The organism is Sphaerisporangium fuscum, assembly GCF_018531465.1.
In the GTDB taxonomy this organism is placed as follows: Bacteria; Actinomycetota; Actinomycetes; order Streptosporangiales; family Streptosporangiaceae; genus Sphaerisporangium; species Sphaerisporangium fuscum.
Window position 1 is genome coordinate 1 of record NZ_JAHDTF010000040.1, and the last position, 14,048, is coordinate 14,048.

At 73.2% G+C, this 14,048-nt stretch carries 7 protein-coding genes; 2 read left to right on the forward strand and 5 right to left on the reverse strand.

Features of this window, described 5'->3' with window-relative positions; all coding sequences use genetic code 11:
- A partial coding sequence (locus KIK05_RS39480) for a WD40 repeat domain-containing protein (RefSeq protein ID WP_214416005.1) occupies window positions 1–2,971 on the forward strand: 2,971 nt, incomplete at its 5' end.
- A gap of 10 nt (window positions 2,972–2,981) precedes the next feature.
- Here the strand turns inward: KIK05_RS39480 and KIK05_RS39485 are convergent.
- From KIK05_RS39485 to KIK05_RS39495, 3 genes are read right to left on the reverse strand one after another with little or no spacing between them, the layout of a single operon-like run.
- Window positions 2,982–4,028: a glucose 1-dehydrogenase gene (locus KIK05_RS39485; protein WP_214416006.1), complete on the reverse strand. Its 1,047-nt coding sequence runs from the start codon at window positions 4,026–4,028 to the stop codon at window positions 2,982–2,984.
- 25 nt (window positions 4,029–4,053) lie between these two features.
- A complete protein-coding gene (locus tag KIK05_RS39490) occupies window positions 4,054–7,038 on the reverse strand; it encodes an FAD-binding and (Fe-S)-binding domain-containing protein (protein WP_214416007.1) in 2,985 nt (994 codons plus the stop codon).
- 5 nt (window positions 7,039–7,043) lie between these two features.
- Entirely contained in the window at window positions 7,044–8,810 is a 1,767-nt protein-coding gene (locus KIK05_RS39495) for a thiamine pyrophosphate-dependent enzyme (protein WP_214416008.1), read from the reverse strand.
- Window positions 8,811–8,944: 134 nt separating this feature from the next.
- Between KIK05_RS39495 and KIK05_RS39500 the strand changes: the two genes are divergently transcribed.
- The gene (locus tag KIK05_RS39500; RefSeq protein ID WP_214416009.1) at window positions 8,945–10,039 is read left to right on the forward strand and encodes an enolase C-terminal domain-like protein; all 1,095 of its coding nucleotides are present in this window, start codon (window positions 8,945–8,947) and stop codon (window positions 10,037–10,039) included.
- A 24-nt stretch (window positions 10,040–10,063) separates the two neighbouring features.
- Here the strand turns inward: KIK05_RS39500 and KIK05_RS39505 are convergent, their stop codons facing one another.
- Together KIK05_RS39505 and KIK05_RS39510 are read right to left on the reverse strand one after the other, a co-directional pair.
- Window positions 10,064–11,893: a hydantoinase B/oxoprolinase family protein gene (locus tag KIK05_RS39505; protein ID WP_214416010.1), complete on the reverse strand. Its 1,830-nt coding sequence runs from the start codon at window positions 11,891–11,893 to the stop codon at window positions 10,064–10,066.
- Window positions 11,890–14,043 (reverse strand): hydantoinase/oxoprolinase family protein, encoded by a 2,154-nt coding sequence (locus KIK05_RS39510; RefSeq protein ID WP_214416011.1) that lies wholly within the window; start codon window positions 14,041–14,043, stop codon window positions 11,890–11,892. Before KIK05_RS39510 ends, KIK05_RS39505 begins: the two co-directional genes overlap by 4 nt.
- Between the last annotated feature and the right edge of the window lie 5 nt (window positions 14,044–14,048).

Below are 14,048 nucleotides of genomic sequence, written 5' to 3' on the forward strand. Positions count from 1 at the left end.
CATCATGCTGTTCGCCGCCACGGGCGAGGATCCGTTCAAGGCCGAGAGCCTGGGCGGGGTGATGCACCGGGTGCTGTCGGTGGACCCCGATCTGAGTCCCCTGCCGGCCTCGCTGCGTCCGCTGGTGGACGCCGCTCTCCAGAAGAACCCGCTGGCCCGCCCGTCGTCCCGGGACCTGCTGCTGGCCCTCATCGCCGGGGGCGGGGCCGCCGACACCCCCGGCCTGCTGGCCGAGGGCAGCCGCGCCGCGGGGGACATCGCGTGGAGCGAGACCCACGACCCGTCGCTCGGGGTGCTGGCCGAGGACGCCTACGGGTTGCTGTCGCAGGCCGAGCGGGAGCTGGTGCCGGCCATCTTCCTGCGTCTGGCCGCCATCGGCCCCGACGGGGAGATCACCACCCGCCGGGTGCCGGAGGAGGAGCTGCCGCCGGAGGCCGACCGGGTCCTGCGGGTGTTCGGCTACGTGCTCTCCCGGCGGGACGGCGAGATCGTCCTGACCCGGCCGGGCCTGATGCGCGCCTGGCCCCGGCTGCGGTCGTGGCTGGCCGACGAGCGGGACGGCCTGGCCGTCCACGCCGCCGTCGGGGAGCAGGCCCGGCAGTGGGCCGGGCACGGGCGCCGCGACGGCGACCTGCTGCAGGGCAGCCGCCTCGACACGGCCATGGACTGGGCCGCCGGCCGCCGGCACCTCCGGCCCGGCCCGCTGGAGAAGGAATTCCTGGACGCCTCGTCCGCGCTGAGCCGGCGCCGCGCCCGCCGGCGGCGCCTGCTCGTCGTCACCCTGAGCGTCCTGCTGGTGATGTCGCTGGTGGGCGGCGGCCTGGCGGTCTACCAGGGCGGGCAGCTGACGCGGCAGCGCGACAGCCTGACATGGCAACGCGACCAGGCCAAGGGCCGGGAGGCGGCCTTCGTCGCGGGCATGCTGCGCACCACCGACCCGGCGGCCGCCATGCTGCTGAGCGTCGCCGCCTGGCGCCTGGACGCCGGCGCGGAGGCCCGCTCCAGCATGACGACCTCCCTCTACCAGCCCGAGACCGACGCCTTCCGTGAGCCACCGGTCAAGGAGCTGGCCGACCGGACGCTGAGCCGTGACGGACGGCTGCTGGCGAGCGTGTCGACCAGCGAGGTCCGGCTGTACGACGTGCCCCGGAAACGGCTGGTGAAGCGCATGCCGACGGGTCTGGACAGGGACGAGCCGATCGACGATCTGTCGTTCAGCCCGAGCGGGCGGCTGCTGGCCGTCAAGACGCCGGGCAAGGTCGTCGTGTGGAACCTCGCCTCCGGCACAGCCCGCAGGCTGGTGCTGAAGTCCCGCGTCGGCTCGTGGCTGCCCGGCTGGTCCGGCAGTCCGTTCGGGCTTCAGGCCATGCGGCTGGCGAGCGGGGTCAGGTTCGGGCAGGACGATTCGAAACTCGGCGTCGACATGCCGGAGGACGAGTCCTTCGTGTGGGACGTCACGACGGGCAGGACCTACGGCCGCGGCACCAGGGGCGGCATGCAGGGGGCGGGGCCGGTCGTCCTCCGCGGCGGGCGGCTGGCGGTCCTCGTCACCGAGAAGAACCGGGTCGACGTGCGGCGGCTCCCCGGCTGGGTCAGGGACCCGCGAGCCGGCGCGGCGTGCCCCAGGACCGTGGAGGTCGCCTTGAGTCCGGCGGACGACACCCTGGCCTGCGGTGGCTCGGAGATCAGGCTCGTCGACCTGAGGACGGGAAGGCGGATCCTGCCCGAGCGCGGCGCCACCTGGCGCTGGACCGACGCGGCGGCCGCCGGGAACACCGGCCTGCGGTTCAGCCCGGACGGCCGATACCTTCTGGGGCTCGCCGGCCGCGTCCTGACGGTGTGGCGGGTCGCCGACCAGCAGGAGATCTTCAGCTACAAGGCCGAAGGCGAGATGTCGGACGCCCGCTTCGACCCCGACGGCCACACTCTGCGCTACCTCCTGGACGACTCGGTCGTCACACTGGACTTCCGCCCCCTGCCGCCTGCCACACGTGCCCCTGGCCAGAGCCTCATCACCGGTCTCAGCCCGGACGGCCGGTGGCTGTCGGTCGCCGGGGAGTCGGCCCCGATCCGCGTCTGGGACGTCCGGCGCCACAGGTTCGCCGCGACGCTCACCGGCACGTCCGACGCCTCCGTCCCGCCGGCCTTCGACCTGACCGGCCGTACCGTCGCCACCGTCAGCGGCCTCGACGCGCGGGTGACGGTCTGGGACGCGGGGACCTGGACGCGACTGTGGCGGTTCGTCCTCCCCGTGGAGGTCAGTGTGGGTGGCATCGCCTTCAGTCCCGACGGCACGACCCTCGCGGCCAGTCTGGTGACGAACTCCGACAAACCCACAGCGGAGCTGCGGCTGTGGGACGCCCGGACGGGACGCGTGACCGGCAAGGCACCGCTGGAGGGCCTCACCGGATGGTTCGGCTTCTCCCCCGACGGCCGCCTGCTGGCCACCTCCACCGGGCAGTTCGTGGATCCGGCGTCCGGCAGGCAGGCGGGAACGGGATTCGGGTCCTTCTCCGGTTCCAACGTGTTCGCCTTCAGCCCGAAGGGGGACCTGCTCGCGGCGAGCGGCGGCGAAGGGCGGATCTCGCTGTGGGACGCGCGGACGCTCTCGCCGCTGCCCCCCGTCCTGCACGGCTCGGCCGGGGACATCGCGGCGATGGCCTTCTCCCCCGGCGGAGACGTGTTCGCCACCGGGGCCGGAACAGGGACGGTGCAGCTGTGGGACACGGCCGCCCGGCGGCGGCTGGGCGGGGCGGTTCAGCTGCCCGGCGAGGGCGTCACCGGCGTGGCCTTCTCCCCGGACGGAGGGACGCTGTACGTCTCCGAGCAGAGCGGGTCGATGTACGAGCTGCCGGTGAGCGCCGAGCGGGTGGCGCGGGCCGTGTGCGACCGGGCCGGGCGGACGTTGACCGGGGACGAGTGGCGGCGGTACCTGCCCGGCATCCCGTACCGCGACGTGTGCGCCTCCTGACCGGGCGGGGTCAGAAGGTGATGGCGACCTTGACGTCGTCCGGCCGGCCGGTGAAGGCGTCGGCGTACCGGTCGAGGGGCACCCGGCGGGAGACCAGGCGGCCGAGCCAGTCGAGGTCGGCCTCGGCCAGGGCCTTGGCGGCGGTGGCGTAGTGGGCGTGGTTGGCGTTGACCGACCCGACGACCACCTCGTTCTCCAGGACCATCTCCCGGTTCAGGGCGCCCGCGTCTATCGTGAGCCGCCGCCCGGCCGGGGAGACGCCCGTGAGGCAGACGATGCCGTAGGGGCGGACGGCGGCGATCACGTCGAACACCACCTGGGTGGCGCCGGTCGCCTCGACCACGACGTCCGGCCCGACCTGCTCGATGATCTGGCGGATGTCGCCGGTGTGGTAGGTGGCGCCGAGGCCGGCGACGAGTCCGGGCTTGGGGCCCTCGGTGACGCGGTCGAGGACGTGGACCTCCAGGCCGGCCTGCACGCCGAGCAGCGCGGCCAGCAGCCCGATCGGCCCGGCGCCGGTGACCAGGGCCGTGCGGGGCTCGAACCAGGCCCGCTCGCCCACCTTCATCACCTGTTCCCACGCCTTGGCCACCACCGACGTGGGCTCCATGAGCATGCCGACCTCGGCGAGCCGCGCGTCCACCTTGACCGCGTACCCGGTCTCGACGGTCCACCGCTCCGAGGCGTACCCGTCCAGTTCCTTGATGCCGCGCTCGGTGTAGCGGCCGTTGCGGCACATGTCGAACTGCCCGTGCGCGCACGCCCCGCACGGGACGGGGTCGGGGCGGCGGACCACGCCCGCGACGAGATCTCCGGGGGAGAACCCGCTGCCGTCCGGGGCCCGCCGCACGCGTCCCAGGGACTCGTGCCCGATCACGAGCCGGTCCCGCCCGGACGGCGCCCAGCCGTACTCACCGGCGGCGATCTCCCGGTCGGTGCCGCAGACGCCGACGGCGAGGGCGTCGACGAGGAGCTCGTCCTCGCCGGGCTCCGGATCGGGCACGTCGGTCACGGCGAGGGAGTCCTCGCGTCCCGGGACGACGGTGAGTGCGCGCATCCGTGGCGGTCCTTCCGTTCCGGGATCAGCGACGCGAGGCGGCGGGCAGCCGCCCGGAGCGCCGGGCACGGCCGCCGGGGTCCTCTTCGCGCTGGGCGGCGGCGAGCACCTCGGCCAGGTGGAGCGGGCGGCGGCCGACGTCCGACTGCTCGACCTGCGTACGGCAGCTGAAGCCGTCGGCGAGGATCAGCGCGTCCGGGCCGGCGGCGCGGACGGCGGGCAGCAGGGAGTGCTCGGCGCAGGCCATCGACACGTCGTGGTGGCCCGCGGTGAAGCCGAAGTCCCCCGCGAGGCCGCAGCACCCGTCGACGGCGTCGAGGCGGACGCCGGCCCGCTTCAGGAGTTCGCGGTCGGTGTCGTAGCCGAGCACGGCGTGGTGGTGGCAGTGCGGCTGGGCGACGGCCGGCCGGTCGATGCGGGGCGGCTCCCAGCCGTCGGTGCCGCTGAGCAGCTCGGCGAGGGTGCGGGTCTGCTCGCGCAGCCGCTCCACGTCCCGGTCGTGGGCGAGCAGGTTGGCGGCGTCGTCGCGGAACACCGCCGTACAGCTCGGTTCCAGGCCGACGACGGGGATGCCGCGGCGCAGCGCCGGGGCGAGGGTGCGTACGGTGCGGCGCAGCACGCGGGCGGCGACGCCGAGCTGGCCGGTGGAGATCCAGGTCAGGCCGCAGCACAGGGTGCCGGGCGGGATGACCACCCGGTAGCCGGCCCTCTCCAGGACCTCGACGGCCGCCTTGCCGATCTCGGGGTCCAGGTTGTTGGTGAAGCTGTCCGGCCACAGCACCACGGGCCCGCGCCCGCCGTCCCCGTGCGGGCCGCGCGCCCGGTACCAGTCGGTGAAGCGCCGTGGGGCGAACCTGGGCAGGCTTCGCGCCGGTTCGACGCCGCCCAGCCGTTTGACCAGCGTGGACAGGCCGGGGGCGTGCGTCAGCGCGTTGACCGTTCGCGGCGCGTACGCGGCCAGGCGCGCCCACAGCGGCAGCCAGCCCATGCTGTAGTGCGCGGCGGGGCGCGGCCGGTGGGCGTAGTGGTGGGAGAGGAACTCGGCCTTGTAGGTGGCCATGTCGACGTTCATCGGGCAGTCATGCTTGCAGCCCTTGCAGGCCAGGCACAGGTCGAGGGCGTCCTTGACGGCCTCCGAGCGCCATCCGTCGCGCACGGCCGAGTCCGCGTGGCCGTTCAGCATCTCGAACAACAGCCGCGCCCGGCCCCGCGTGGAGTGCTCCTCCTCGCCGGTGGCGCGGTAGGAGGGGCACATGACGCCGTGGGTGGGCCGGCGGCACTGGCCGACGCCGACGCAGCGCATCACGGCCCGCTGGAAGCTGCCCTCGTCCTCGGGGTAGCGGAAGTGGGCGGGCGGGTCGGCGGGGGTCCATTCGGGGCCGAGCCGCAGGTTCTCGTCCATCCCATAGGGCTTGACGATTTTGCCGGGGTTCATCCGGCCGTCGGGGTCGAAGACCACCTTGACCTGCTCGAACGCCTCCATCACCTCGGGGCCGAACATCTTCGGCAGCAGCGCCCCCCGCGCCTGCCCGTCGCCGTGCTCCCCCGACAGCGACCCGCCGTAGGAGACGATCATGTCCGCCGCGCGGTCCATGAACTTCAGGTACGTCCGGACGCCGTCGGCCGTGACCAGGTCGAACGGGATGCGGGTGTGGACGCAGCCCTGCCCGAAGTGCCCGTAGAGCGCGGCGGCGCCGTAGCCGAACCCGTCCAGCAGGCGGCGCAGGTCCCGCAGGTAGTCGCCCAGCCGTTCCGGCGGCACCGCCGAGTCCTCCCAGCCCTCCCAGGTCGGCGGCATGCCCGGGACGCGGGCGGTGGCCCCCAGGCCGGACTCGCGCAGCTCCCACAGCTCCTTCTCGACCTTCTGCCTGTCGAAGAAGGCGACGTGCGGCTCGTGCTCGCTGCCGTGCAGTTCGTCCATGAGGCTGTGGGCCCGCTCGTCGGCCTCGTCCTGGGAGTCGCCGCCGAAGGACACCATGAGCCAGCCGCCGCCCTCGGGCAGGTCGGCGACGGCCTCGGGATGCATGTTCTTGCGCCGCTCATAGTCGATCAGCTTGTCGTCCACCCCTTCGAGCTGGAGCGGGTGGTGGGCCGCGATGCGCGTCACGGCGTCGGCGGCGGTGGCGATGTCGTGGTAGCCGAGCAGCACCAGGCACTCGGCCTTGGGCACGGGGACCAGGTGCAGCTCGGCGCGCAGCACGGTGACCAGCGTGCCCTCCGAGCCGACGAGCGCCCTGGCCATGTCGAAGCCGCGTCCGGGCAGGAGCTGGTCGATGTTGTAGCCCGACACGCGCCGCGGGATGTCGGGGAAGCGGCGGCGGATCTCCTCGGCGTGGCCGTCGACGATCGCCCGCAGCTCCCGGTACACACGCGCCCGCTCGCCGCCCTCGGCGAGGATGCGGCCGTACTCCTCCTGGCCGGTGGGCCCGACCCACATGCGGTGGCCGCCGTAGGTGAGGATCTCCAGGCGCGAGACGTTGTCGGCCGTCTTGCCGTACGCCTGCGCGGTGGACCCGCAGGAGTTGTTGCCGATCATCCCGCCGAGCGTGCAGTGGGAGTGGGTGGACGGGCGCGGGCCGAACATCAGCCCGGTGCCGGCGAGCTTCCGGTTGAGCGTGTCCAGGACGATGCCCGGTTCCACCACGCAGGTGCGGGCCTCGGCGTCGACCGACAGCAGCCGGTCGCAGTACTTCGACCAGTCGATGACGACCGCGACGTTGCAGGTCTGCCCGGCCAGGCTGGTGCCGCCGCCCCGGGAGGTGATCGGGGCGCCGTGCTCCCGGCACACCGCCACCGCCTCGACGGCCGCCTCGACGCTGCGCGGGACCACCACGCCGAGCGGCACCTGCCGGTAGTTGGACCCGTCGGTGGAGTAGGCGCCGCGGGTGCCGGGGTCGAACCGGACCTCACCGTCCACCCGCGCGGCCAGATCGCGCTCCAGGTCGCGGACACGGACGTAGTGCCCGTCCGCCCGCAGCGCCGGAGCGGGGAGGAATGCGCGTCGCGCCATGTCCCTCACGACCCCAGCTGCGAGATCTTGTCCTTGAACAGGGTCGTGGCGATCGATGCCTTGTGCGGCTGGCCCTTGAGGAAGGCCTGCGCGAACTTGATGGCCTGCTCACGGGAGACCTTGCCCGGCATCGGCGGCTCGTCGGGGTTGACGTCCACGTCGAGCAGCGCGGGCCCGTCGTACGCGAGCGCCTCCTGTACGGCACCGGCGAGCTCCTTGGGGTCGCTGACCTTGCGGCCGTAGGCGCCGCAGGAGCGCGCCCAGCCGGAGAAGTCGGCGGGCGGGCGGCCGAACCTGACGCCGTGCTCGGGGAAGCCGAGCACCATCTGCTCCCAGAGGATCTGGCCGAGCGAGTTGTTGTTGTTGACCACGACCTTGATCGGCAGGTCGTGCTGGGCGGCGGTGAGGAACTCGGCCATCAGCATCGCGAAGCCGCCGTCGCCGACGAACGCGATGACCTGCCGTCCGGGGAAGGCGTGCTGGATCGCGATCGCGTACGGCAGGCCGGGGGCCATGGTGGCGAGGTTGCCCGACAGGTAGAACCGCCGGTCGCCGCGGATCGTCCAGTGCCGGGCCGCCCAGGTGGCGATGGTGCCGCTGTCGCAGGTCAGGATGGCGTCGTCCGCGGCGGCCCGGTCGATGCAGCCCATGAGGTACTGCGGGGCGATCGGCTCGCGGTCGGGCGACTCCAGGGCCGCCATGTCGGTGCGCCACCGCTCCATGGCCTTGCGGTACTTCTCCAGGTGCTCACGGTCGTCCTTGCGGTGCAGCAGGGGCAGCAGCGCGGCCAGGGCGGCCTTGGCGTCCCCGATCATGGGCACCTGGGTGGGCATGCGCACGCCGGCCCGCGCCGGGTCGGCCTCGATCTGCACCACGCGCGTCTTCCCGGGCTCGGGCAGATGCTTGGTGTAGGGGAAGTTGGTGCCGACCATCAGCAGCGTGTCGCAGTCCTCGACCAGCTCCTCGCCGGGTTTGGTGCCGAGCAGGCCGATACCGCCGACCGAGAACGGCGAGTCGTCCGGGATGACGGCCTTGCCGGGCAGCGTCTTGATCACCGGCGCCCCGAGGACGTCGGCGACGGCCAGCACCTCCTCCCGGGCGTGCAGGGCGCCCGCCCCGGCGAGGATCGCCACGCGGTTCCCGGAGTTGAGCACCTCGGCGGCGGCCTCCAGGTCCTGCTGCCACGGCACGCCCGGCGGGGGCAGGTAGATCGGCGCCGTCGCGGGAGGCCGGGCCGGGGCGACGTGCTGGTAGGGGTCCTGGTCGGCGGGGGCCACCTGCACGTCGTTCGGGAAGGACAGGTGGGCCACGCCGCGCCGGGCATAGGCGGTGCGGATCGCGATGTCCACCACGCCGGGCAGCTGCGTCGGGTTGTCGACCACGAGGTTGTACTCGGCGACGTCGGCGAACAGCTTGTCCAGGTGGACCTCCTGCTGGTAGCCCGTGCCGAGGACGCTGGTCTCCTGCATGCCGGTGATGGCCAGCACCGGGTGGTGGTCGAGCTTGGCGTCGTACAGGCCGTTCAGCAGGTGGATCCCGCCGGGGCCGGAGGTCGCCAGGCACACGCCGATGCGGCCGGTGGCCTTGGCGTGGGCGGTCGCCATGAATGCCGCCGCCTCCTCATGGTGGACCAGCACGAACCGGACCCGGTCCTTGTGCCGGCGTAGGCCCTCCATGATCCCGTTGATCCCGTCACCCGGAAGGCCGAAGACGGTGTCGACACCCCAGTCGGCCAGACGCTCGATCAGCAGTTCGGAGGCGATGTCACTCATACCTCCAGACGTGCCCCCTTGTACGACGTGAAACATCCAACCCGCGTCCATATCGCGTTGATGGCTTCTTGCCTGCGAAGTGGCCCCTGAGCGGGTAGGGGCCTGTCGTCGACGGCTGTATATGGAGGGGCGTCATGGCGGAGATCGAGGCGGTGCGCGCCGCCGCCTACCGGGTGCCGACCGACAGGCCCGAGGGCGACGGCACGTTCGCCTGGGACGCGACGGTCCTGGTAACCGCCGAGGTAGACGCCGGGGGCCCGACCGGCATCGGCTGGACCTACGCCCCCGCCGCCGCGGCCTCCTTCATCACCGAGACCCTCGCCGACGTCGTCACCGGGGCGGACGTCATGGACGTCCCGGCGGTGTGGACGGCGATGGTCCGCCAGGTGCGCAACGCCGGGCGGCCGGGGATCGCCGGGTACGCGATCTCGGCGGTGGACGTCGCCCTGTGGGACCTCAAGGCGCGGCTGCTGGAGACGCCGCTGGTACGCCTGTTCGGCGCCGCCCGCGCGGAGGTCCCCGTCTACGGGTCGGGCGGGTTCACCACCTACGACGACGACACCACCCGCGCCCAGCTGCGGCACTGGGCGCACGAGCAGGGCATCCCGCGCGTGAAGATCAAGATCGGTGAGTCGCGGGGCACGGCCGCCGAACGCGACCTGCACCGCGTCGCCCTGGCCCGCGAGGTGATCGGCGGGGACGCCGAGCTGTACGTCGACGCCAACGGCGCCTACACCGCCAAGCAGGCCGTGCGGCTGGCCAGGCGCATGGAGGAGCACGACGTGCGCTGGTTCGAGGAGCCGGTGTCCTCCGACGACCTGGCGGGGCTGCGGCTGGTCCGCGAGCACGCGGCGGCCGACGTCGCGGCCGGGGAGTACGGCTGCGACCTGACCTACTTCGCCCGGATGTGCCAGGCCGGCGCCGTCGACTGCCTGCAGGCCGACGCCACCCGCTGCGGCGGCTACACCGGCTGGCTGGCCGCGGCGACCGTCGCCGCCGCGTACCACCTGGACGTCTCGGCGCACTGCGCGCCCAACCTGCACCTGCCGGCCGCCGCGGCGGCCCCCAACCTGCGCCACGTCGAGTGGTTCCACGACCACGTCCGCATCGAGGCCGGCCTGTTCGAGGGCGCCGCCGACCCCACAGGCGGCACCGCCCGCCCGTCCACCGACGGCCCCGGCCACGGCATGACCCTGAAGACCACCGCGGACTCCCACCGCGTCGCCTGAACACCACGGCCCGCCACCGGCGGGTCAGAGTTCGTCCACCTCGGCGTGGGGACGGCCGCCGGAGAGCAGCGGGTAGCCGGGGCCGCGGTCGAAGAACGCGGCGGGCCGGGAGGCGCGCAGCCGGTCGCGCAGCTCCGCGGTCGCCTCGGCGTCGACCTCCGGCTCGCCGGCCGGGCCGCGCAGGACGACGCCGTAGTCGTCGCGCGCCCCCTCCGGCGACACCTTGCCGTCCCGCACGTCCGCCGCCACGAGGGCGGGGTCGCGGTCGTAGGGCGAGCCCCAGCCGCCGCCTCCGGTGGTCCGGATGCGAACCACCTCCCCCTCCTTCACGGGGAAGTCGTCGACCAGCCCCTCCATCTCCTGCCCGTCCACGGTGACGAGGAACGGACGCCCGGCCCGGCCGCCGTTCACCCCCCAGCACGACAGGATCGAGCGGTCGGCGATGGACATGAACGACGCGTCGCGCAGCATGCGGATGTGCTTGTCGTACCCGAGCCCGCCCCGGTACAGCCCCGGACCGCCCGAGTCGCGGGCCAGGCCGAGCCGCTCGACCCGGAACGGCCACCTGGACTCGGCGAACTCGACCGGGATGTTGCGCGAGTCGGGGACGACGTGGATGGTGTCCTCGCCGTCGGCGTACCACCGGCCGCCGGAGCCGCCGCCGAGCACCTCGCGCATGAGGTACGGCCGGCCCTCGTGGTCGTCCCCGTACACGCCGGTGTAGCGGATCGTCTCCTGGTCGGCGGGCATGCGGCCGCCGGTGGCCTTGGCGAGCACCCCGGCGAGCACGCCGAGCAGGCGCAGGATCACGAACGTGCGGGCGTTGGTGGGCGCCGGGAAGATCGGCGTCAGCAGCGTGCCCTTCTCGGGGAACCTCATCTCGATCAACGGGACGACGCCCTCGTTGACGTCCAGCTCCGCCATGCGCTCGGGGGTGTCGGCGAGGTTGCGCAGGATCGGCGCCAGCCACTTCTTCAGGAACACCCCGTCGGCGTAGTCGCCGGCGTGGTTGATCGGCCCCTTGGCCTGCGGCGAGGTGCCGGTGAAGTCGATGACCAGTGGCCTCTCCGCAGAGTGGTCGACGGTCAGCGTGATGCGCTGGGTGTGCAGCCGGGGCTCGTCGACGCCGTCGTGCTCGGCGTAGTCCTCCCAGACGTGCACGCCCTCGGGGATCTTGGCGAGCAGTTCGCGGCGGAACGTCTCGGTCGTCTTGCCGATGATCGCGTCGAAGCACGCCTCGACCGCCGCCCTGCCGTACCTGTCGAAAAGCTCCCCGAGGCGCCGGGCGCCCATGAGGCAGGCCGAGCACTCGGCGTCGAGGTCGCCGGCCAGGGAGTCGGGCATGCGTGAGTTGCGGGTCATGATGGTCAGCGCCGCCCGGTTCGGCACGCCCCGGTCCCACAGCTTGATCGGAGGCACCATGAGGCCCTCCTCGAAGGCGCTGCGTGCGTGCGAGGGCATGGAGCCGGGCACCGCTCCGCCGATGTCGTCGTGGTGGCCGAACGCCTGCACGAACGCCACCACCTCGCCCTGGTGGAACACCGGCACGGTGACGCACAGGTCGGGCAGGTGGCCGATGCCGCCCTCGGAGAGGTAGACGTCGTTGTGGAAGAAGACGTCCCCCGGGTTCATCTCGGCGACCGGGAAGTCGCGCACGATCGGCTGCACGAGCGCCGAGTAGGACCGGCCGGTCAGCTTGCGCAGCCGTACGTCATGGATGCCCGCCCGGAAGTCGTGCGCGTCGCGGATCATCGGAGAGCGGGCCGTGCGGGCGATCGCCGTCTCGACCTCCATCTCGACCGAGGCGAGGGTCCCCTCGACGATCTCGACCAGCACCGGGTCAACCGTTGTCACTCGCCCGCTCCGTCCTTCGCCGTCTGCTCCACCTGACCGCTCCCCTCACGGCCGGACGACGTACCCGCGCGCCCGCTCCCCCGGCCGTCGTCCCGCCGGACGACGAGATCGCCGTGGGCGTCCACCTCCGCGGCGAAGCCCGGGTGCAGCGGCAGCGTCGAGCCGTACTCCTCGATCACCGCCGGGCCGGTCACGACGTCGCCGCGCCGCAGGTCGCCGCGCCGGTACACCGGCGCCGTCCACCAGCCGTCCCGCTGGAGGGGCGAGGCCGCGTCCTCCTCGAAGTACACCCGCCGCTCCCCCGCGGCCCCCGCCGGGTCGCCGCCGGCCGGGGGCAGCTCGGGGACGGCCGGGCGGGTGATGGGGCCGATTCCGGAGACCCGGAGGTTCACCCATTCGACGGCGTGCCGCGGGTCGTCCCGGTAGCCGTAGCCGTAGAGCCTGTGGTGGGCCTGGTGGAACCGGTCGAGCACCTCGGCCCGCCACGCCTCGTCCACCGGCCCGGACGGCGCGGGCACCCGCACCTCGTACGCCTGCCCGTAGTAGCGCAGGTCGGCGCTGCGGGCGTAGACGTGCCGCTCGGCGGGGAACCCCTCGCGGCCGAGGGCGCGGGCGGCCTGGGCCTCCAGGTCGCCGAAGATCTCCTCGGCGGCGCCGGTGGACAGCTCGCGGGTGACGTGGGTGCGTACGTAGTCGTTCTTGACGTCCACCGTGAGCAGGCCGAACGCCGAGACGTTGCCCGGGTCCGGCGGCACGACGACCGCCGGGACCGACAGGATGTCGATCAGCCGGCACACCAGCAGCGGCCCGGACCCGCCGAAGGCCACCATCGGGAAGTCGCGCACGTCGAGGCCCCGCTTGACGGTGATCTGGCGGATGGCGTTCGCCTGGTTGAAGGCGCTGATCTCCAGGACGCCCGCGGCGGTGCGCTCCGGCGTCAGGCCGAGCTTGCCCGCCAGCGCCTCGACACCGGCCCGCGCGGCGGCCACGTCCAGGGGGATTTCGCCGCCGAGCAGGTGGGGCGGCACGCGGCCGAGGAACACGTGGGCGTCGGTGACGGTCACCTCGGTGCCACCCCGGCCGTAGCAGATCGGCCCGGGGTCGGCTCCGGCGGACCGCGGGCCGACCTTGAGCGTGCCCTCCGGCGAGATCCAGGCGATGGAGCCGCCGCCGGCGCCGACCGTCACGATGTCGATCATGGGGATCTTGCACGGGTACCGGCCGATGGACCCCTCGGTGGTCAGGGACGGCTCGCCGTCGACCACGACGGCGACGTCGGTGGAGGTGCCGCCGCCGTCGAGCGTGATCACCGACGGGTGGCCCGCCGTCCGCGCGATGAGCGCCGCGCCGAGCGCGCCCGCGGCCGGGCCGGAGAGCACCGTCGTGATCGGCTGGTGCACCACCTCCGCCGCCGACAGCACGCCGCCGTTGCTCTTCATCACCGAGAACGGCATGCCGAGGCGCGAGGAGAGGTTGGCGATGTACCGCCGCATGGTCGGCTTGACCGCCGCGTCGACCAGGGTGGTCACCGACCGCTCGTACTCGCGGTACTCGCGCAGCACGTCGCTCGACAGCGACACCACGGCGTCGGGATGCTCACGCTCCAGCACGGCCAGCATGCGCCGTTCGTGTTCCGGGTTGGCGTAGGAGTGGAGGAAGCAGACGCCGATCGCGGTGACGCCGCGGTCGCGGAACCACCGCGCCACGGCCACGGCCTCCGCCTCGTCGAACGGCCGCACCTCCCGGCCGAGGTGGTCGAGCCGCCCGCCGACCGTCTTCACGCGGTGCACGGGGACGATGCGCGGCGGCTTGACCCAGAAGTAGGAGTTGCCGTAGCCGTCCGGGACGCTCTGCCGGGCGATCTCCAGGATGAACTCGAACCCCTCGGTGGTGACGAACCCCAGGTCGACTGGGCGGTCCTCGAGGAGCTGGTTGGTGGCGACGGTGGTCCCGTGGACGATGCCGGCGACATCGTGCAGGCCGAGCCCCAGCCCGGAGAGGACCTTGCGCACACCGGCCATGAATCCGTCGGCGGGGTTGCCCGGAGTTGAAGGAGTCTTGGTCGTGATGATCTCGCCGGACTGCTCGTCCACCGCGACCACGTCGGTGAACGTGCCCCCGGTGTCGACGCCGATACGGACGCTGCGCATGCCTC